Origin of the sequence: Shewanella sp. MTB7 (assembly GCF_027571385.1) — a bacterium.
GTDB lineage: Bacteria > Pseudomonadota > Gammaproteobacteria > Enterobacterales > Shewanellaceae > Shewanella.
Genome location: NZ_CP085636.1, coordinates 3,098,658 through 3,121,096, shown reverse-complemented (window position 1 = coordinate 3,121,096; position 22,439 = coordinate 3,098,658). Strand labels below are relative to the sequence as shown.

The window sequence follows — 22,439 nt, the reverse complement described above, 5'->3', positions numbered from 1 at the left end:
TAATTATCTTGTGTGTGCGTATTTGGAGGATACCCCAAAGACACTTAATAACTTACACCAGTCTATTGAGGAGCAAGATATAAAAAAAATACAGGATCTCTGTCACTTGCTAAGAGGAAGTTCTTCAACACTCGGAGCTGACGAACTTGTTATCCTTGCTAAGGAGTTACAACTGGCTGCCATTGAACAGTGCCAGGCAACACAGCTTAATCATGTACATCAACTCAAGCAGGATTTTGTTAAGGTGTCTGAACGATTAAATATGGAACTAAGCGAACCTAGGGGTAATAGCGGTTCAGATATCTCGATAGTGACACATCAACAGCCCATGCGAACCCTGCATCCCTATATCCTTATCGTCGATGATGATAGAAGTACCCGATTAAGTCTTAGAGGGTGTCTGGAGCAAGACCGTTACCACATAGAGGAAGCACACAATGGTGCCATAGCGTTGTCAAAGTGTGAACGCAATATTCCCGATATGATTTTAATGGATGCCATGATGGAAGAGATGAATGGTTTAGAGGCCATGAGCCGAATTTTAACACTTTCTTCCGACTTTAAACCACCATATTGATGCTCACAGCATCTGACGATGAAGATATTGTCAATATGGCTTTCGAATATGGTGTCACTGATTTTATCCCTAAACCGATAAATCTTCATGTGTTGAGAAATCGGGTGGCACATCTTATTCGAACAATTCAAGCTGAGAGACGCATATACCAACTGGCCTATCATGATCCTCTTACTTGTTTACCTAACCGAACCCAATTTATGGAGAAATTTACCCAAAGCCTTAACCAAGTAAAGTCGAGTAATAGCATGTTAGTATTGATGTTTATTGATTTAGAAAAATTTAAATTAGTCAATGATACCCAAGGTCATGACGTTGGCGATATGCTGCTTAAAGCGGTCTCTAAACGGATCTCACATTGCGTCAGAACGGACGACCTGGTCGTCAGGTTAGGTGGTGATGAGTTCACTATTATATTAGAAGACATCAAAACGTCGTCCATCGCTACCAAGGTTGCTAACAAGATATGTAAGATATTAGCCGAACCCTTTACCTTTATGAAGCAAGCTGTTCGTGCTCCGGTGAGCGTGGGGATTTCAGTATATCCTTCTGATGGTCAAGACATTAATACCTTAATGAAGCATGCTGACACCGCAATGTATCGGGCTAAATCCAGAGGTGGAAACCAATTTCAATTCTATGAGTACGGAATGGAAGCTGAGCTTGTTCGCAGGATAGAACTTGAACGCGATCTACGACTCGCCATAGAGAATGATGAACTTATCCTTCATTATCAACCACAAATCGATCTTAATACTGGCAATTTGATGGGGGCAGAGGCGCTGGTCAGGTGGAATCATCCTGTACGAGGATTTATGTCGCCTGATGAGTTTATTCCTCTCGCTGAGGAATCAGGCTTGATAATCCCCTTAGGGGAATGGGTGTTAAACAAAAGCTGTGAGCAGATTAAACACTGGTTAAATGAGGGCTTAGGCCTAGATTTCATTGCCGTTAACCTATCAGGGCATCAGATGAAGCAAGCCTACTTACTTGAGCGAGTCAAAAGTTGCCTCAATACCCATAAACTGAGTGCTAGACACATACAGTTAGAGATGACGGAAAGTGTGATGGCGGTGGAGTCTGAAGCTTGTCTCAATTTACTTAATGGTCTAAAGGAGATGGGGGTATCAGTTGCCATTGATGACTTTGGTACCGGCTACTCATCGTTAAGTTATTTAACAAAATTTCCTGTGGACACCCTTAAAATTGACTATTCATTTATCACTAATCTGCCCAATGATAAAGACAGCGCGGCCGTGACTTCAGGCATTATCGCTTTAGCTCATAAATTAGGCATGCAAGTAATCGCAGAGGGAGTAGAAACAGACATTCAGCGAGAATTTCTTAAGCAGGAGCAATGTGATTGGATTCAGGGGTACCTTATCAGTCGTCCCCTCCCCCCTGAGGAGTTTGAAACTTGGCTAAACACATATGAACCGGTCACTAGCATTAAACCTTAATTCGACTTCGATGGAGTCTGCGCCTGAGTAACGTTCGAATCGTCTCAGTGGGCGCTAAACTTAGCGCCTTCTCGCTGAAACACTCTCCTAATTCAACATTTCCACAGCGAAGATGCAGATCGGCAAGTACAGCACTCCACAAATAACTGGAGACTAACCAAGTTGGCGGTGTCACCTCCTTTAACACACTCAACCCCGCCAAAGGTCCTTTCCACTCAGCAACGGCTACAGCGCGATTTAAACGATGAAGAGCTGAGGGGGCAGCTTGCTCTAGTAGTGTGTAGCATTCCACCACCCTATACCAGCGAGTTTGTGAAAAAGAAGGTGCCAGACAATGTTCTGCAGCGACACCTGCTTCGGCATGGTAACGAGAAAAGAGAGCTCCTTCAGCAGATCTTGCTAGCCACGACATACCGCGTTCGATGCAGCACTTATCCCATAATGACCTGTCCTGCTCTTCGAGCAAAAGTAAACTGCCGACATCATCTTCTCTTGCTGACATTCTTGAAAGGTGAAAATACATCAATGCCAACAGTGCAAAGCTTTCCGGAACACGACCAATTGGGTTGTTTACCAACGTAAGTGTCAAACGTATCGCCTCTTCACACAGATCTTTGCGCATGGATGAAGCCAAACTTGATGAGAGATAACCTTCAGTAAACAAGAGATACAACACCTTATTCACCGCGGCTAACCGTTTAGTGTATTGTGTAGCAGAGAGTTCCGTAGTCGTAGATACTGTTTCTTTTAAGATCTTTCTAGCACGACTAAGACGTTTATATACATTGGCTTCACTGGTAAAAAGTCTGATGGAGATCTCTTTAATACTAAAACCACATAAAGACTTAAGCGCAAAGACCAGTTGTGACTCAAGGGGAACGGTTTCATCACAACACAGGAACAGCATTCGCAACATCTCATCTTCAAGCTCAGCTGAAAAGGAAACCTCAGGGGCCAACTCCTCTAAGTCGGTGAACTCATCAGTGTTGACCTGCAGAATTTTGTTATGTCTTGTCTGTGTTCGTAATTCACTGAGTAGTTTGTTATGGGCGACTCGATAGAGCCAAGCAGTAGGATTATCGGGACGTTTTTTTCTTACCCAAGTATCAATACCAGTCAAAAGTGCAAATTGAACTGCATCTTCGACCGCTTCGATATGTCGCATCCCAACGCGATGCGACAATACCGAGACTAATTTGCCATATTCATGACGAAAAAAATGGTCAATCAGGTGATCAGTTATCAAGGTTTATGTATCTCTCTTATCTCGACACTGGAGCCCGGCATTGCTACACCTGGACTTGCTTGTACAATCTCCATAGCAAACTCAAGTGTATCGGCCGAAATGATCATAAAGCCCCCTATAATCTCTTTTGACTCCATAAATGGACCATCGATGACGCTATCATGTTTAACCACTTTTCCGCTGGCATTGAGCTTGCCCCCCATGTCGACAATATTATTGCCATATTTATCCTTCCAAGCATTAAACTTGGCGTACATAGCCTCCATTTGAGAAGGCGATGGCGAAGATGATTCACAAGTACCTGACTCACTGCGTTGCATACATAGAAACAGCTTGGACATAATATTTCCTTAATTAAGTGAAAAACATTGAATTACGGTTCTGAATTCTGTTAAATCCAAAACCAATACTCCTATAATGTATAAGCATTCGCTTTTTGGACACTAAATAAGAAAATAATTGAAAAAAGCTTAATCCAAAATATACCCAAGAAAATGATCTGAATAATATAGTGGACTTTATTTAGCGACAAGCAGCCTAATCAACATTAAGCTCAAAGTGTTCAGCAATACAGTTAAGTGTGATACATAGCCATAAACCATTGAGACAGTAGAATCATTTAAGCGTAAAGCAACCCTTGGTTGCTCCCGCTACTTTATGGACATTAAACATGAAAAACACGCTTATTGCTACTTCGATAGTGAGCACGAAATAAAGCATGCTTTAGATAATAGTGAGCTTATAGTTGAAGACGTAACACTATGATTTCTTACCCATTACGCATAGATAAAGTAGCCTTAATGTGGACGATAGTGACGACCACATCAATAACTCACTCAGACCTCGCCGCGCACGACTTGATTGAATATATCAACCCAATAAGGATCAAACTGAGTACCAGAGAAGTTATTAATCTCAATCATGGTGCGAACCAAAGGCCGTTTTAACAAGGTGTGATGGGCTCGTTCATGTGATCTTGCGTCAAAGGTATCTGCGATGGCTAAGATTTTAGCGCCCTGACAGATCTGTTCATCAATTAAGTGGTTTGGGTAACCTGAACCATCTAGCTGTTCATGGTGTTGTAATACGATCAGTGCAGCATCGCTCCATTTTTCAGACTCGTCCAATAGCAGCCAACCGAAATTAGGGTGTCGTTGTAATGCTAGCCTCTCACTTTCATTAAGGGCACCGGTATTAATCAGCAAAGAACGGGGAAGAAAGGACATACCAAGATCATGCATCAATACCGCGACAGTAAGTTGAGTAGCATCAACCCGTTGACCTGACTTTTCATTCATCGCCAATGTCAAAATTAACAAGCGCAATGTACGTCCCTTCCAGTAGAAAGAACGACTCTCCAATGGAGAACTTAAACCGCTAAAGAAAACAATATCTTCATCAATTTCAATATTATACTCTACAAAAACATCATAAAACTCTTTATGATTAATCGATTTATCACTGACTAAGTAATCAGTATTCACCTGCAGTTCTCTGGAGAGTATGCTTGCCGCTTGTTGGTTAGTGTTAGTGTTAGTTTTAGCTTGGCTTTCTTCAGCAATAGCCGCTTTATCCGCCGAAGAGTTTGAAGGCATTGAATTATCAAGATGAGTATCGGGATCTAAGATAAATAGACAAGTTCTGATATATTCTACTCTATTGTTTGGCGCTACATCGGCAATACAACTGATATTGACACACAAATTGTCGATATCAGTTTCAGACAGGATTATTGGTATATCCTCAGAACTAGGGTTAAGTCTCGATTGAACCATGTTTTCTGTTTTGTCTAATGTCAGCAAGATCACATCACAAAGAAGGCTATCGTAAGCAACAGACTTTTTCCGTATCGCATCCAGAAGATCTTCTAAACTTTGAACCAATGGAGTCAGATCTTCCAGCCCGACATAAATCAGGTTCCCCTTAATGGTATGGATAGATCTAAACAAGGAGTTTAAGAGCGTATCATTTTCAGGATCATCTTCAAGTTTAAGTAATACTGAGTCACATGTTTGGTGTGCAATCTTAAAGTCATCGAAAAAATCACCCATGGCTTCCATATCAATTTGACTATCACCATTGCTTTGTAGAGAGTTGTTTGGATCGACCATGTAACACGTCCTAGTTTTAGCTCAGAAAACATCAACAACTCTAAGTATATACCCAGCCCTAACCATGTAGCCAAACCATCTTGGAATTTAAGTTAATTCAATTGCTTATTCTTATTTACAACACAGAAGTTACCTCTGCGAGTTCTGCATTTCGAACATCTTTCACATTTAATCGGTGTTCGGTCGCCTGATTTCCATCGTTTGATTAAGTGAGGCTCTGAAAGTAAAGGTCTTGCCAAGGCGAAGAGGTGTATCTTTGTTTTACTTGCAATTGCTTCGATAGTGTTGATATCGGTAAGGCCACCCACAGTTATGATAGGTACATTAATCTCGTGACTAATAACCTCACCATATTCATAAAAATACCCCTCTTCCTGAATCTTATATCCATCAAAAGACTCACCAACAAGGGATTTGGCATTGCCATGTATGTTGCCTGATATCTCTATACCATCAACACCTAATTCTGTTAACTTTTTACAAATGATGCGAGTATCGGCAAAGGTTAATCCACCATTAAAAAATTCAGAAGCGGTTAACTTAACTAAAATGGGATAATCTCTTCCGACAACTTGTCTTATACCAATAAAAATATCGGATAAAAACCGCATGCGGTTTTCAAGACACCCTCCATATTCATCGTCCCTTCTATTGTAATATGGACTCAAAAATTGATTAATTAAATAGGTGTGTGCACCATGTATTTCAATGCCATCAAAACCAGCTTCCTTAGCTCTTCTACTGGCTTGAACAAATCCATCAACAATATAATCGATATCATGCTTGGTCATGGCTGTGCCTAATGTTTGCGTGCTTTTCTCACAAACGTCACTCGGTGCAAAGATGACTCGGCTACCAACGTTATGCGTTGTTTTTGTACCACCATAGGCAAGCTGCATAATGATTTTAGTATTATTTTCATGAACTAAATTAGTGAGCAGCTTGTATTCATCGATAAACGAGTCATCATAAATCCCCATCATTCCCGGATTCGGACGCTCCTCTGCAACGATGTTTGCATAACCCGTAATGATTAACCCCAGCTCACCCTTTGAGAGCTCATCATAGATGGCATAGAGTTTTTCCGTCATGTGTCCATCATCAGTAGCCATGTTCTCCCAAGTGGCACTTCTAATAAAACGATTTTTTAGTTTCATTTTACCGATATAGGTTTCTAAAAATAAACTGTTCAAATTTCACACTCAATAAATGATGTTATTGGATTTAGCACAATAGGATTAACTGGCCAGTAGCCTTAAAAATGAGTTGAATAATAACATGCGAGAAATAAAGGAAAGCGTGCCAATATTGAACCAGTATCACAAAAACACGAAGGATATGGTGCAATTTACATCATATCTAGTAACCACAGAATGAATAAGATAATGGGCATTCATTAGCAGATTATCTTTGCTATGCAACTAAGTTGTAATAGCTTTGACTCTGGCAGGCAAGTTAGCGGTGTATTGACAACTATTATCATCTTTCATTCTATGTAAGCTACAGGCTAAAAAAGCTTTTCCACTTTTACTATTGGTCCGCTTAATCAATTTACCTGTAACACATTTAGGGCAAGATAAATCGTCGACATACAGTGGAGTCAGTTCACGGTGAAAACAGTAAATATCCTGATTAAACTCCATCAGCTCTTTGACAAACACAGACTCTTTACCTATTTCAGCCTGAATAAACACCCTCCTCTTAGCGCGTGATAGTGCGACATAGAATAAGCGGCGCTCTTCGGTATAAGCGTAACTGTCGAGTTTTGGTAGCAAGGCGTCTAAAATCGGATCGCTATCAAGCTTACTCGGAAAACCATATTTATCGTCATTTACATCAACTATGATGACAAAGTCAGCCTGTTTCCCTTTCGATGCGTGTGCTGAAAAGCCAGAGATTTTAAGTTGTGAATAACTTTTTTGCCAAATGCTTAACCCTTTCAAAGAGCTTTTAAAGCGACTGATCACCATCACGCTGGCAGAAGCAGTATTCAATTCTGAACTCATCAGGTCGAGGATGCTATCGAACGCCTGCGTTATCCCTGCCTCTTTTGAATTAATCAATACATAGACTTGCGGGTTATCACTAATTGTGTGGGTAGTGAGATTTTTCTTTAACTGTGCCGGATTAGCCTGAATAAAGCCTGAGGCCACTTTCTCAATACGATCATTAAATCTAAATGTCTTATCGAGCGTCACCACCTTAGTGGCGCCAAAAATGTGACTGAAGTGGGTCGTTAATCTAAGATCACTGCCGGTAAATCGGTATATCGCTTGCCAATCATCACCAACGCAAAATAATGCACAACCTGGACTTGAATCCCGCAATTGAGTCACCAACTTGGCTCGCTCTGAAGAGATATCCTGAAACTCATCGACCATGATGTATTTATAGCGGAATCGACCTTGGGTTTTTTGATGAAAATCATTAGCGCGAGTCATCTCAACACTTTGAGCGATCATATCTGAAAAATCTAAGGTGTTAAGCGAGCTTAGGTGAGATTCATAGCGTGAGTACACCCACCTAAATAGCTGTAAGAAAACTTTCCACCTTAATTGGTTATAGGCGAAAGTTTTGTTATCAGACCCTCTTGGCATCATCATTTGCTCAAGATCATGCAAACTTAATCCTGATGACTTAAAAAGTGATACAAAACTGGACATTAACTGGCTTACATTGCGATAAACACCCAAGGCTTTTACCTGAGTAAACACCTCTTCAGGAGATATAGGTTTAAAAAGCTGATTGTCAGTAAGTCCTATCTCCTGACAGCGATCACATAACAATCGCTCTAAAAATTTTTCCAATACTCCCATATCGGCTTGCCAACTAAAGGTTTGCAATAAACAAGTTTCATGTCGTTTATGAAGATCAATTTTCCATTCACGACTCAAGTTGTAGGCTATTTTATCGATATCAGGGCGGGTATTGCCTTGTTTATCGATACCAAAATGCTCCAGATAAGCATCAAGGGCTGGAATATAAAAATCTGGTTGATAAACATCCTTTCCTGGCTCATTCACACAAGCCCCATCTTTAGGGGCGTACCTAGGCTCATATTCAAAAGTAATACCATGAGTATAAAGATAGTTACAGATCATAAGCTCCTGAAAGCTTTTCACTAAATCCCCCGAAAGTGCTCTTATCTCATTATTTTTAATGTATGAGCGATATTGGCCTTGGGTTTGAAAGTCTAGCTCATTAACCTGCGGATACAGATAACGACCAAAATAATCAGCAATGGGATCCGCCATCTTTGGATCGGCAATAATCTCATCAAGTTGGCTATCAATAAATTGAGTAAACTGCTTGTCATCGGTGGCTAACACCGATACTTGAGTCGAACTATTCTGATAAAACTGAATGATCTCCTTACCTAAGCCATGAAAGGTTCTCACTTTCACTGCATTGAGATCTGGAATTGCGTAAACTCGCGCTTCGAGTTCAATCTTGGCATCGTTACCATAAGCTAACATCAAAATTTCACCGGGCTTAGCCAAACCTTGGTTAACTAAATACGCGGCTTTGGCTGCCATGGTGCTGGTTTTACCCGTTCCGGCCCCAGCAATGACTAAGACGTTGTCTTCATCGAGAGCACAGGCTTGACGCTGCAGTGAAGTGAGTGGGTTATCTTCCAGTGAATCAAACAGGACTTGATGCTTATCTAACTGCTTGTCTAACCACCATTGATTATATTTTTCCGTAAACAGCTGCGGCTGTTTAGTAAATTTAGCTAAGCGGCAATTGAGTTTAGTCACATCAAAGCCCAATTTTTTGAAATGCACCGTTTGCTTAAATAATGCTAAGCAACCATTGAAGTCTTGCGCTAACACAGAGCTATCGGAATGACGTAAATAACGATTATGTTGTCTAAAGGTGCTATCAAACTTGGTTATATCAATGAGCAAACTATCATATGCTTGTTGAAGCTCGGCCTTGCAATACACGAGTCTATTGTGTATGCCTAATGTAAATAGTGGTTTACTGGCGATAAATCTAAAAAAAGTAAAGTGACAGTTGCCCCATACTAACGTCTGAGTAAACCAGCCATGCCTCACTTCAACCGTTTCATCCATGCTCGGATATGGGAATAATTTACCGTCAATGGTTAACCCTTGCTCACACAAACTCGCTGTTTGAGCAAAAAACAACCCCTGCAATAAGCCAAATTTCACAGCATGTCGCCTAAGCTCCATCTACAACCTCAGATATTCAAAATATCTGCGCATATTAACAATTTTATAGGGATCAAAATATAGATAATGTCAGCAAGATTATGAAATTAAAGAAAGATTAAAAGATGAATAAAGAGTAACCAATAAATAGTGATAGATCGGTTGTTTAGCGCCAACAACAGGACTATTATGCCAAAGCATCTCGTAAAACTCGTACTATGTGCGATTTAAGCTCAAAATCGAGCTCATTTTCTCTATTCTTCATTTTAGTGTTTAATTTATTAAGGGATTGATATGGAACACAGTGCAATGCAAATTATCATGCATGTCATTGATACGTTGAGTGGCATGATATGGCAAATTTATTGGCCATTAGCTTTTGGATTGATGCTCTCATCTTTACTGAGGCATATTTTACCCGTGGATCAAGTAATAAAACACCTGGGACACACCAATATTAAAAGCTTAACCTTAGTTACCCTTCTTGGCATGGTGTCTTCCTCCTGCTCCTATGCAGCGGCATCACTTTCTAAAACCTTACTGACAAAAAAAGCAAGCTTACCCAATGCCATGGCCTTTCTGGTCGCAAGCACCAACCTTATTTTAGAGATGTTCATTGTACTGGTGTCATTACTCGGCTGGTATTTTCTATGGGGTGAAATCATCGGCGGTATCATTCTCATCATTATCGTTGCCATCGTTTTCCACTTCTATCCTAAGGTGCAACTCGATGCCTTAGAAGCTAAAATCGGCAATAGTCCAGCACCAGCCGTGTCTGACTGCGGCATGGACATGTCTAGCATGAAAAAAGACAACACAGATGAGATGGCTTCAATGTCTGGCTCTGATATGGACATGTCGAGTATGAAGAAAGAAAGTGCTGATGATTCAATCTCTGACTGTGGCATGGACATGAGTAAAGAATCTATGGGCTCCATGGATATGGGTAATATGGATCATAGTACCCCCTCCGTGAAAGATTCCTCATTCAATTCTAAGCTGAAACACAGTGCTGGTTTTTTCCAAATGGACATCAGTATGATTGGCAGAGAGATACTCATCGGCGTGGTTATTTCATCTCTACTCATAGCACTAGTACCACAAGACTGGTGGCGTGACCTCTTTATTGATAACCAAACTTTCTTGCCTGCATGGTTACACTCTTTACTTGATGTAGTGATCGGTATTTTTGTCGCCGTGATAGCATATGTTTGCTCAGTGGGTAATTTGTTGTTGGCAGCGGCACTCTGGCACGGCGGGATCTCTTTTGGTGGCGTGATGGGCTTTATTTTAGCCGACGTAATAACCATTCCAATGACACAGGTTTATAAAAACTACTATGGTGTAGCCCCAGCACGCTGGATTGTTGCTTCACTGTTTATCAGTATTCTTGCCACAGGTTTAATCCTAGATGTTCTCTTTAGCCAAGTGGATTGGTCAGCCTCCAAAGAGGCATTACGCACTTTACATCAAGCTGGATTCGGCTTTAATCTAACCACAGTAATGAATTTGATATTTATGCCATTATCTATCTGGTATTACCGGTTAGGGAAGAAAGTTAACGCGTCAATGGGAATGTAATTGCTAAATTAGACAATACAAGCTGTAAGGCCTTTCCACATTTCCATGGAAAGGCCTTATCTATAAGCCCAATCTGTATACTCACCCACACAAGATTTAATTCTGCAAGCTGATAATCTCCTCATCGACCCATTTCAAAAGCTGCTTAATGGCTTTTGACAGGATCTGATTCTGACGCACAATGTAGCCGAGGCTGGTGGTTGGAAACTGAGGTAATGGTGTCACTTTGGTCTTAAGGTTTCGTTTGGTATGAATTGAAAACTCAGGCACTATTGCCACCCCAAAACCCGCTTCAGCCCAGTCGATTTGCGCATCGACACTCCCCACCTCCATGATCCGATATGTTGGTAAATTAAGCGATGGCAACGCTAAATCAAGCAGGTCGCGAGTACGGGTATCGTGGCCTAATAATATCAAGGTAGGTTCGCTTTCTAATACTAACTCGGGTTGTTGTTTTGCCTGTTGCCATTGGGCTAAATTATCACCTAGTGCACACCATCGTATCTGTTGTAACTCAGTAAAGTGCAGCGGCTGACTCTCTTTTTGGGCAATAACAAAGCCCAAGTCCGCTTGTGCGCTTTTCACTAATTCAGATGCTTGTGATGACGTGGTATTTAACAGCGAGAAATCGATCCCCGGAAATTGCGCTTTAAACAACTGAAATGGTGAGATCAACAACAAGCGAGAGATAATATCACTGGCCGCAATGGTCAGGGTTCCTTGGCTGAGATCGTTAATCGCATTCAAATCTGCTTGGCAGACCTGCAGTTCCATCAAAGTTTTTTGGCTGCTCAGCAACAATCGAACGCCCGCCTCAGTTAAGTGGAATGGATTTCGCTCAATGAGCTTAACTCGAGTCGTTCTTTCTAGCTGCTTGATATGCAAGCTGACATTAGGTTGAGTCATGTGCAGAGCCGCAGCCGCTTTGCCAAAATGTTGCTGCTCTGCTAAGGTGACAAACGTTTTTAGCCAATTGAGCTCAAGCATAGCTTTTCTACCTCGTTGTTTAATTGAGCCACCACTAGTACTATGATATATGAATTCCTTATCAATCCTATAATAATTATTAATTTCTCATATCTAACAAGTTCAATTAGCATAGCCTCTTAATTATTTAGGAGTGTGTGTTATGCCGTCTATTGTAGTCGTGGGTGCTAATTGGGGTGATGAAGGCAAGGGCCGTATCGTCGATTTTCTTGCGTCCGATGCTGCAGCAAGCATTCGTTTCCAAGGTGGAAATAATGCGGGACATACTGTCGTCAATGACTTTGGTACCTTTAAGTTACATCAACTTCCAAGTGGCATATTCAACCCAGATTGTACCGCAGTCCTCGGCCCTGGCATGGTTATCAGTCCTGCGGCATTAAGCGAAGAGATTGCTGAAGTTAAAGCCGCTGGTGTAGATGTGAAAATGCACATCTCGGATCGCGCTACTTTATGTCTGCCTCTACACGCACTTGAAGACACCTTAGAGGAGCAACGTTTAGGCGATGCTGCCTACGGTTCGACTCGTCAAGGTATCGCACCAGCCTATGGCGATCGCGTCATGAAGAAAGGCATTCTGGTCGGCTGGCTAATGCAACCAGAAGTGCTGCTTGAGCGTATTCAATTTATGCTTGATTGGAAAATGCCACAATTAAAAGCCCTCTACCCAAGTTGTGACTTTAGCCAGACGGCTGAAGAGATGACGGCATGGTTACTGGATGTCACCGCTCCTTGGCGTGAATTTATCTGTAACGTGACTGAGCCGCTAAAAGTGATGCAAAGCAATAATGCTAACTTATTGTTTGAAGCTCAACTAGGTGCTGGTCGTGATTTAGTTTATGGCGAATACCCATGGACAACCTCATCAAACGTTACCGCAGCTTATGCTGGTATCGGCAGTGGCCTACCAGCATTGCGTCCTGAGCGTATTATTGCCGTGGCTAAAGCATTTAGCTCATCTGTCGGTACAGGGACATTGGTTACAGCAATGGAAGAGCAAGATAACTTCCGCGAGTCAGCTAACGAGTATGGCGCGACCACCGGACGTCCACGTGATATGGGTTACTTTGATGCGGTAGCAACGCGTAACGGCGTTGAGTTACAAGCGGCAACTGAAATTGCGCTGACCAAGATTGATTGTTTAACAGGTATGAGTGACCTTAAAATCTGTGTCGCCTACACAGGTGAACATACCGAAAACCCTATCTGGCCACAAACTGCGGCGCTAACGGCTATTTATGAGCAGATGGAGCCATGGAGCGAAGACATTACTACGTGTCGTACCTTTGAAAGCTTACCAAAAGCTGCCCAAGCCTATGTACTGCGTATCGAAGAGCTAATGGGTGTAGCAATTAGCATGGTATCTGTCGGTCCTGAACGTGACCAGATGATCCTTCGTTAATTTACGCTAGAAGATACAAAAAAAGGAACTCAAGTTTATATCGAGTTCCTTTTTCATGCCACATTTGTCCCTGGATCCAGCTATCCCCCTCCAAAGTTGCCGCTTTGATTTAAACTATCAATAGCACTGATTAGGGAGCTCATTAAGTAAGAACAGACTTGCAACTTGAGCTGGCGTTATGGCGTCATCTATTATCCAGACTTCATCCAATAATCCGTTTACTAAATAATTATTGCCCGTGTATGCTTTACCAATACTATCAATAATGAACCTTGTATTTTTGTTACTCGCCTTCCCTTGAAAAAGACCATCTACATATAAGGTTATTTCATTCGTATTCTCACCCACTTTAGAAGCAACAATAACATAGTGGTGCCACTTGGTATCATTTCCAACCGCATTCATAAAGTCAGCTTGATTTGGTGCTGTAGCGTTAATCCCTCGCCATCTGACCGTTTCATTAGCCTTAATCCCAATGAAATTATTTCTATCCAAAGCACTGCCCACAACGAGATCCCAAATTCTATCTTTATCTTCTCGTTTCAACCAAAATGAGACACTATATGGCGAACCATTTTCGTACTGAATAGAGGGAATTTGAATAGGCGTTCCTGCTAACTGAACGGCAGCGGATCCAAAGGCTTTATCTGTGGTGGAATAACCAACCGGAGAACCCGTTCCATGATTTTTCTGCACTCCACTGTCTTCTAAAGATCCATCAAAAGAGTAATGTCTGACGGAGTTGAATGGATATAAATTGACAAAATACGTTGAATTTAAATTATCCAATGAGTCTGCAAATGCACTGCCTAACGAGATTTGACCAGTGGCATTAAAATGTAAGTTATCTCCTTTTATACCAAAAGTATCCGTATTGACGGTGCCGACACCAAAGAGATTGTCCGCAACGTTTTGTTGAGCTAAAACAATGTTGTTACGTTCAGTTGTACCAATTGCGATCTGCTGCGTGGACAATAAACCGACTGCAAATGGCAGATTCTTTCCATAGTTGGCTCGTACATCTTGAATAAGGGTGGTTAAATTACTTTGATACTGCCCACTACTCTGTCCAGCAAAAGCATCAGACTCTCCTTGCATCCAATACATGCCGGCAACATTAATATCAGAATTGGGATAAGTCTCTGCTAAATAATCTAAGCCCCAGGCAACAGTTTGTTGAAACCGCAAGTAATCTCTGCCATCACCGGTTGTGCTTGTGGTGCCATTTGCCTTCCAGTTTGTATGTAAGTTTGTTCCACCATTAGCATATTTCAAAATAACAATCGAGTCACCAATCTCTTCGTCTGGATGTACAAGATTGCCCGCATATTTTTCAGCTATGTTTGAAGAAAATGACAGCTCAGGACCAGACTGACCCGATTCACTAAGGCTAGGTCTAACCGTTGTGACAACAGGAGTCGATAATCTTTCAGTCCTTAAAATTATCATATAATTGGCTTGCTTTACGTCATAGGGAGAATTTAGATTGCCACTAACGGCTCTCCCATCTGAATTTGACTGACCGCCTTGCAGATAAACATTTATCGTTCTAGCCGAAGCTGTTGGAACCATAAAATACATAAAAATACACAGGAAACTACAAGCCTTAATCGATGATTGATAATTATTCATTTATTTCACCTATTTTTATTTGTAATTGTTATTTTATTTAGATATTAGGATATAACCTGCCGCGCCAACAGCCCATTCGACTTTGGTGGCATGAGTAACCATATGATTTTAATTGATTTTTAAAATATACTTTGACAGTGAGATTTTACTTTATTAGTAAGTGGTTAATTAGTAACGTATTTCGTAATTAAAGAAAACATAGCATCCTGTATCTCCATATAAAAGAAAATACAGGATGACGAAGTGACTTATTGCGTACGCAAAATAGATCTTGTCTTAAACCAGCCTAAGAGCTCCTTCCGTGTAAACGTGACGATCACAAAGGCGACCATGAATGTCCCCACGATTGAACTTATGATCAGTATAAGTAGGTACCAAGTTGGCATTCTGGTGCCATCATGCAAAAAACGCGCACTGTACTTTAACTGGTATGTAAGACCTTTATCACTGAAGGTCTGAGCCGAATCTAACTTACCGGTTAATAGATCTATTTTGATGGTGTCAGTCTGCAGTAAACCTAACGTGTTATCGCCATTAAAGCTCAGCGAATAAAGATAACTGCCCTCTTCTGCTTTACGTGGTTTGGACACTGAAACAAGTTCAGACTCAGGCCATATTTTTTGTGCAGCAATAATCTGCGCTTCCCAGTCACCAGCTTGTGCCAAAATCGGCTGTTGTCGATGGTCATCCAAAGTCGAGTCACCCCAAGAGCCATAGGTGATGTAGGCGCCGCTTATGGACATAATCAACAGCGGAATTGAAAAAATCAGCCCCAACTGAATATGACTTTTAATTAATGCACTGTTTTTACCATTTTTTGGCAGTGTTTTTTTCCACCTAAAGCCTTGACGAATTAACCACCATAAATAGAGACCGATAAACATGATCACCGTTGCTAAAATAGCGCTGATAGCATTAACATGCTTGCCCGGATCACTTAACTGAAAATTGCGATGAAAAAAGAAGATAAAGCGCCACACTTCATTGTCACTCTTAGCCACAGAGCCTATCTCTTCGAGGCCAGTGGTGAGATAAGTCGATTTTTCCCTCGAGCTAGCTTCAACATAGGGGAACATCTCAGTAGGTAACTTTACCCCAGATGCTTCAGGATATTTCGCGAGTGCCATTGCCACGATCTGTGCTTTTTGCTCATGGGATAAGTTTGTGTAAACCTGTCCTTTACTATCCCAACGCTTAAGCAGATCAACACCGCCTAAATATACCCCCGTCGTTAACACAACTAACATGATCAAACTGATAAAAAAACCAATCCAGTTGTGCAATGTTTTCAATATTTTTGTCATTTCGCGCTTTCATTATTACCCACAATGGCGCTAAGGTTAACAGTAATGATTCTTATTACAACAATTAAATTAATATTTAGAACCTTATAATTTCATTGAATATATTTACATCAATTCAATACTCAAAAGACTAAACAACTCATTTACAATTATGAAGCGTTAGCCGTTAAATATGATGACAAGCTAAACTCAACTATCTTCATTCTTTGCACGCTTATTAGACTGGTACCAATTTCTTCTCAAACTTTGATAAAAGGTCAAATCAAGTTTATCTTCGGTTGAGATGATTAACACAAAGTCGCTATCATCATTGAGCTGCACTGTGATAACCGTTTGGCTATCTAACGCATCACCGTACTCCACCTTAAGGTTTTTAACATCAACGAAATCAGCGGTAGCGATGTTAAGTTCGCCACCTTCTTTCCAATAGGAAAATACGGATGACTGAGTGAACCCGTTACCGTCCTCTTGATAACTGATAAAACCATCACTGTAGAACATCAACACATCTTCATTTTCCTCAATGATCTTATTGGCGCTCATGAAATCAATATTACGCTGTGATACCTGCTCACCAGTCATTATTTTTCCAGACGGGAAAACCGTTAAGTCAGTTCCAATAGCTAACAATATCCAAGGAATAAAGAGGATTGAAACAAGAGTGTGGCGCACTTTCCAAGCTGAGTTATCAATATAAGCCAAAGACGTACAGCCATTGAGGTGATTAATGTAATTGAGTAACGGGAATAAAAGTATTGGAACAGCCATCATACCCGCTAAATATAAATGGTCTGAGTTGTAGGTATAATTAGCGATAAAAAACAAGATAGCGGCGGCAATTCCCATACCCATTGGCATAACGGTGTTCTTGGCATATCTTTCTTTGCTATCTTCAACTAAATGCGTAAATAAAGGGTAGTACCAAAAGGCACTAAAGATCCCTCTTGCGATAGGCATGATACCTAGCTGCTCAGACTCTTTGACATATTTCCAGTTTCTATAGAACCAATAACTGGTGTATATACCCCCAGTAGCAAGTGATAAAAAAAGCAGTTTACGTCGTGATACTGGATAATATCTCTCGTCTGAATAATTAATACGGCTACTTGAATCTATTCGCCAGGTTGCAATAGCGTAGATCAACCCAAGGATATAGAGCAGCGCACATAAGATAATTAATTGGCTTTTGTTATCAAGTCCATCGCTTGTCACAGGATCTGAAACACTGGTTTGCTCGGTAGTTGCCCTACTCCCCTCACCATAGGTAAGTACGGAATAGTAAAGAGAGTCTTCAATTTTTTCGATGGCATCAATGTAATCCCCCAGATCCATCGCTGTAATAGACTCGACTTTAGAGCGATAATTAAAGGTTAAGGTTAACGTTTTAGCTGTATCGTCAAAATTCGATGAAAATTCATAGGAAAAGAATGGATTATTTTCCGTTATCGTTTCACTAGGAAACTCCCAATTACCATCGGATACTTGTACATGAATAGTGTGCTGTATCTTATTAGGGAAGCCCGTCGAATAAGGTGAGTTACGATCTGCTTTGTTTGGTTTATTGAGTGCATTTTTGATCTGGTAACTGGCAAATGCGACGCTAAAGTCCTCTCCATCAGGCTGCCAAGCATGATTAATCCGATAGTCTTGTTGCGAGTACAATACACCCGTTTGTTTATCATCATTGATGGTCACTTTATCCGTTAACGCTATATCGGCAAAAATGTCGCGATAATAATCTTCATAAAGTGCCTGAAGTGCCTTAAAACCAATGTCCTCAAGTTGGTAACGAAAATTCTGTGCCCGATCGCCTTGATATTGACTCTTAACTGAGAGGGTTGATTTACCATCCTTACCCGCGCTTAAATCATATGATTCAACAACGGTTAACATAGATTTAGGATTATGGATCTTAATCTCTGCTAATTCGCTTACACCGGGCTTAATCACTAAACCGTAATGATAATTCGCTTGATAAATCCCTTGCAAAGGCCCTTTTTGATAGTTCATTGTTGGATCTAACCAATAGGTCATACCAAGTACTTGTACTTTGGCTACCACATGATTGAAGGCATTTATCGAAGCGGGTTGTGAGGGTAAATCTAGCCCTTCATCTGTAGCGACTAATACCGGGTAGGCATCGATATCCATTCCCTTAAGTAGCGTGATAAACAGCACGACTTTGTCTTTACAGTCACCATAACGTCTACTTAGGGTGTCTTCAGCTCGTGATGGTTGATGAGAATTGACGCCCATTTCAAGCCCTAAATAGCGGATCTGATCTTGAACATAGTTCAGTGCGTACATAACTCGCTGGTTCGGCACAGGGGTCTTACGTTTGATATATTCAATAACCTGTTGAACATTAACGCTTTTAAAACCACTACCTTCAACACCAGCACCTTTAATATTAGTCCCCGTCATGCCTGCTTTGCTATACATAGGCAGCGCCCAATCAACCACCTTGTTCCAACTATTTATTTCCGAAAAATACACTGTGATATAGGGGTTGTACCAGGCCGGGGTGTTGCTTTCATTTTGTAATATTGGGCTATCTGAACGTGAAATGGCATATTCAACATAGGTTGAGTTATCAATGGTAAGCTTAGATTCGGTGACACTATCCTGAGAGTTCCTCATATTGACATACAGAGGTTGATTCTTACCCCATAACACTCTTACATGCTGAGCGTGCAGTGGCACCGACCACTGCAAGCCCCGTCGATAGGCAAAAATACCCTGATAAATAGGATTCGCCCCCGTAATCGAGTAGCTATAGTCGATGACATCACCGATGCGTAGATCGGCTAAAATAATATTCGCCGTTAATCGCCCATCATAAAGACCTTGCTCGATACGACCCTCTTGTTTTAATAAAGAGATCTCACTGTCAGTTAACTTATCGATGATTTGAGTATCACGAATGATAGAAATAGAGTGAAACGTCAGTGATTCATAGAGCGGATCAAAGTCCACTTCTATCTGCGAGTTGTGTTCTAAACCTCTCTGATTAACCACTAACTGTTGTAAACGGGTAAAGCGAACCTGAGGATTATCTTCATCAACTTTGACTTGATTATCCAACAGTAAGTAATAATTGCCTGAATCAATGTCGTCCACAGGGATCGAATCCGGCGTCGCCATCTCCACAGTTTTTACCCAAGCAGGCACAGGCTCAATATCAACCGCATATTGTGTCGCAGCGAATGTCACTTGAGGAAATAAGACCAGTAATACCGCTGTCGGAAGCTGACAAAATAAGCGACAAACTTGCGGTGTTTGTCTTTTGAAGAGATGAACAAATATGGAGAATGAAATAGACAAGGTAAAATCCTTTTCAGCATCGATGCAACATTCTATCTGAAAACCACCAACAGATTAAAGAAACTTACACTCAAGTGAATTTACAAGTGTTGGCTTAGTCGTCTGCCGGACTGGCGACGCCTTTTAACGCGGAGTGAGGATACATATTTTCTTTATTCAGTGTTAGCAAGCTGTAATGAATCCAAACATTGTATTTTTAAAAATAGCATCAGTCATTATAAATAGGAATGCGTGCATTAAACATTTTATTACTATCTATTTTCGAATAAACAAAATAAATAACCAGTTTTTTATATCACGCCAGATTTAAATATTGCAGCCATTCATTATCGCTCTATATTTTATTGTCACAACTATTTAAGGGTTTATTTAACGATGAATAATTCTTTATTATTAATAATAGCGACTCCAACTAATACTTTCGTATTATTTTACACTAACCGCAATAAAGCAATCAGTTAACCATCATTCAATTAATTGTTTTATTTGAATGAATTATGTTCTACCTTGGTCTGGTAACATTATTAATGTTAAATATTAAAATAATTATTATAACAGTAAAAAATATATAAACCCTGGAGACACAAATGCAAAAAAAACTATTAGTATCTTTGGCCATTACAACTGCCATTTCAACATCGTCAGCATATGCAGCAGAACAAGCAAAACTGATCGCAGTAGATAAAAGTAAAGCCATTCAAGATAGCTATATTGTGGTATTTAAAACCCCAAGTGTTTTAGATTTATCTCATCCAAGATCGATTGCTGACTTTGCTAAATCAAAAGCAAATGCGATGGCAAACAAGTTTGGTATCAATATTAGAAAGGATTTTGGTAGCGCATTAAATGGTGTATTAGTCAATGCAACGCCAGGGCAACTAAAAGACCTGCTTAATGATCCAAGCGTAGACTTTATTGAGCAAGACCAAATCATGTCGGTCTCCCCTCAAATGGGCACATCAGCGGTTCAAGCTGGGGCAACCTGGGGACTGGATCGTGTTGATCAACGTGCTTTGCCCTTAAGCGGTGATTATAACTACAACTACGATGGTTCAGGTGTGACAGCCTATGTGGTCGATACCGGTGTATCGGCTCACAGTGACTTTGGTGGTCGTCAATCCCACGGTTGGGATTTTGTTGATAACGATGCTGATGCAACCGATTGTCACGGCCATGGTACTCACGTAGCTGGCACCATAGCTGGTGCGGCTTATGGTGTGGCAAAAAATGCTAACATCGTTGGGATCAGAGTATTAGATTGCCAAGGTTCTGGTACCAATTCAGGTGTTATCTCAGGTGTAGACTGGATCACCCAAAATGCGACCGGCCCTTCTGTGGCCAACATGAGTTTAGGCGGCGGTGCTTCCCAAGCACTAGATAATGCCGTGAACAACGCCGTTGCAGCAGGCATAACGTTTGTTGTCGCTGCGGGTAATGATAACCAAGATGCCTGTAACTATTCGCCAGCAAGAGCTGCCAATGCTGTTACGGTAGGCTCAACTGATGACAATGATTCACGCTCAAGCTTTTCTAACTTCGGTTCATGTTTAGATATCTTTGCGCCAGGTCGAAATATCACCTCAACTTGGATAAATGGCGGCACTAATACCATTAGTGGTACTTCAATGGCTTCCCCTCATGTTGCCGGTGTTGCTGCGGTATATTTAAGTGAAGACGGTACCCGTACTCCAGCTCAAATCGATGCGTTATTAAGTGATAGGTCAACTAAAGATGTTGTCACTGATGCAGGTCCGCTATCAGTCAATAAATTAGCCTATTCATTAACTGACAATGGTGGCCCAGGTGGTGAACCCGTTTGTGGTGACACCTGTATGGAAAATGGCGTCGCTAAAACAGGATTAAGTGCCGGTTTCTTTGGCGCAACACATAACTATCAAATAGATGTGCCTGCAGGACAAACATTAACAATTACCGTCAACGGCAGCTCAAGCAGTGCTATCGCTTATGCAAATGCCGGCACGACCCCAACAAGCTCTGTTTATGATTGTAAGACAAGCAGTAGCGGCAACCCTAAAACGTGTACTGTGAATAATACCCAAGCAACGACTTACCATGTTCAGTTGACGAGCAGCTGGTTTGGTAGCTACAGCGGTGTATCACTGACAGCAAGTTTTTAATCCCTTGATTATTTAAGCTGATTCACATTGTTTTAGATAATTAAAAAGCTCGCATTGTGAGCTTTTTAATTCCATGAACCCATTGTATTTTTGACGATATAAATACACCGTTGAAGAATAACAAAACACTCAGTTTCTTGTAATGAGTCTACCTAAGGCTATACCGACGAGCATGCTAAATACCGTGATCACCCCAGCAGGAGATAAAGAAGGCAAGCCTAACCTAACCTAACAGTAACTGACTGTCATTGCCTCCACAGGCTATCGCGGCACCCACTCCCATCAAGATCCCAGCAGCCAGATAGCCAGATAGCCAGATAGCCAAGTGTCGCGATTAATAAAATGGAGCAAAGTAGTAAAAACATAAAAGGCTATCTCTCCAGAGAGGGGATTAACATCTAGAAATACATGAGTAAACCAACAGACCTGATACTCCTCACTTATCTAACAATAGATTTTGTACAGTCTTAGAAGATGCCCTACTTACCATAGGTTATCAATCCTC

At 41.0% G+C, this 22,439-nt stretch carries 14 protein-coding genes; 5 read left to right on the top strand and 9 right to left on the bottom strand.

The genetic code is table 11. The features are described 5' to 3' along the window. The first annotated feature begins 10 nt into the window (after window positions 1-10). Together HWQ47_RS13245 and HWQ47_RS13240 are read left to right on the top strand one after the other, a co-directional pair. The gene (locus tag HWQ47_RS13245; RefSeq protein ID WP_269971573.1) at window positions 11-577 is read left to right on the top strand and encodes a response regulator; all 567 of its coding nucleotides are present in this window, start codon (window positions 11-13) and stop codon (window positions 575-577) included. Then, entirely contained in the window at window positions 577-2,037 is a 1,461-nt protein-coding gene (locus tag HWQ47_RS13240; protein ID WP_269971572.1) for a GGDEF/EAL domain-containing response regulator, read from the top strand. The genes HWQ47_RS13245 and HWQ47_RS13240 overlap by 1 nt, the downstream gene beginning before the upstream one ends. Here HWQ47_RS13240 and HWQ47_RS13235 read toward each other — a convergent pair. The 5 genes from HWQ47_RS13235 to HWQ47_RS13215 all read right to left on the bottom strand — a co-directional run bounded on the left by HWQ47_RS13235 (window position 2,027) and on the right by HWQ47_RS13215 (window position 9,569). Further along, window positions 2,027-3,283, bottom strand: a complete 1,257-nt coding sequence (locus tag HWQ47_RS13235) for an RNA polymerase sigma factor (RefSeq protein ID WP_269971571.1) — start codon at window positions 3,281-3,283, stop codon at window positions 2,027-2,029. The genes HWQ47_RS13240 and HWQ47_RS13235 overlap by 11 nt on opposite strands. Further along, window positions 3,280-3,624, bottom strand: a complete 345-nt coding sequence (locus HWQ47_RS13230) for a YciI family protein (protein WP_269971570.1) — start codon at window positions 3,622-3,624, stop codon at window positions 3,280-3,282. The genes HWQ47_RS13235 and HWQ47_RS13230 overlap by 4 nt, the downstream gene beginning before the upstream one ends. Window positions 3,625-4,119: 495 nt before the next feature. Continuing rightward, window positions 4,120-5,394 (bottom strand): HD-GYP domain-containing protein, encoded by a 1,275-nt coding sequence (locus tag HWQ47_RS13225; protein WP_269971569.1) that lies wholly within the window; start codon window positions 5,392-5,394, stop codon window positions 4,120-4,122. Between the two features lie 92 nt (window positions 5,395-5,486). After that, window positions 5,487-6,587 carry an NADH:flavin oxidoreductase gene (locus HWQ47_RS13220; RefSeq protein WP_269971568.1) on the bottom strand — a complete coding sequence of 367 codons (1,101 nt, stop codon included), beginning with the start codon at window positions 6,585-6,587 and terminating at the stop codon, window positions 5,487-5,489. 228 nt (window positions 6,588-6,815) lie between these two features. Next, window positions 6,816-9,569, bottom strand: coding sequence for a UvrD-helicase domain-containing protein (locus tag HWQ47_RS13215; protein WP_269971567.1), 2,754 nt, complete (start codon window positions 9,567-9,569; stop codon window positions 6,816-6,818). A 294-nt stretch (window positions 9,570-9,863) separates the two neighbouring features. On the opposite strand from HWQ47_RS13215, the gene HWQ47_RS13210 reads away from it, so the two are divergent. Further along, on the top strand, window positions 9,864-11,150 hold the full coding sequence (locus HWQ47_RS13210; RefSeq protein ID WP_269971566.1) for a permease: 1,287 nt from the start codon (window positions 9,864-9,866) through the stop codon (window positions 11,148-11,150). Between the two features lie 96 nt (window positions 11,151-11,246). Here HWQ47_RS13210 and HWQ47_RS13205 read toward each other — a convergent pair whose 3' ends face one another. Continuing rightward, a complete protein-coding gene (locus HWQ47_RS13205) occupies window positions 11,247-12,137 on the bottom strand; it encodes a LysR family transcriptional regulator (protein WP_269971565.1) in 891 nt (296 codons plus the stop codon). A gap of 142 nt (window positions 12,138-12,279) precedes the next feature. On the opposite strand from HWQ47_RS13205, the gene HWQ47_RS13200 reads away from it, so the two are divergent. Beyond that, window positions 12,280-13,536: an adenylosuccinate synthetase gene (locus tag HWQ47_RS13200; RefSeq protein WP_269971564.1), complete on the top strand. Its 1,257-nt coding sequence runs from the start codon at window positions 12,280-12,282 to the stop codon at window positions 13,534-13,536. Window positions 13,537-13,653: 117 nt separating this feature from the next. On the opposite strand, the gene HWQ47_RS13195 is transcribed toward HWQ47_RS13200, so the two are convergent. The 3 genes from HWQ47_RS13195 to HWQ47_RS13185 all read right to left on the bottom strand — a co-directional run bounded on the left by HWQ47_RS13195 (window position 13,654) and on the right by HWQ47_RS13185 (window position 19,796). Next, entirely contained in the window at window positions 13,654-15,168 is a 1,515-nt protein-coding gene (locus HWQ47_RS13195; RefSeq protein WP_269971563.1) for a sialate O-acetylesterase, read from the bottom strand. A 248-nt stretch (window positions 15,169-15,416) separates the two neighbouring features. After that, a complete protein-coding gene (locus tag HWQ47_RS13190) occupies window positions 15,417-16,472 on the bottom strand; it encodes a PepSY-associated TM helix domain-containing protein (RefSeq protein ID WP_269971562.1) in 1,056 nt (351 codons plus the stop codon). Window positions 16,473-16,661: 189 nt separating this feature from the next. Continuing rightward, a complete protein-coding gene (locus HWQ47_RS13185) occupies window positions 16,662-19,796 on the bottom strand; it encodes a DUF3857 domain-containing transglutaminase family protein (RefSeq protein WP_269971561.1) in 3,135 nt (1,044 codons plus the stop codon). A gap of 587 nt (window positions 19,797-20,383) precedes the next feature. On the opposite strand from HWQ47_RS13185, the gene HWQ47_RS13180 reads away from it, so the two are divergent. Continuing rightward, entirely contained in the window at window positions 20,384-21,934 is a 1,551-nt protein-coding gene (locus HWQ47_RS13180) for a S8 family peptidase (RefSeq protein WP_269971560.1), read from the top strand. The last annotated feature ends 505 nt before the right edge of the window (window positions 21,935-22,439 follow it).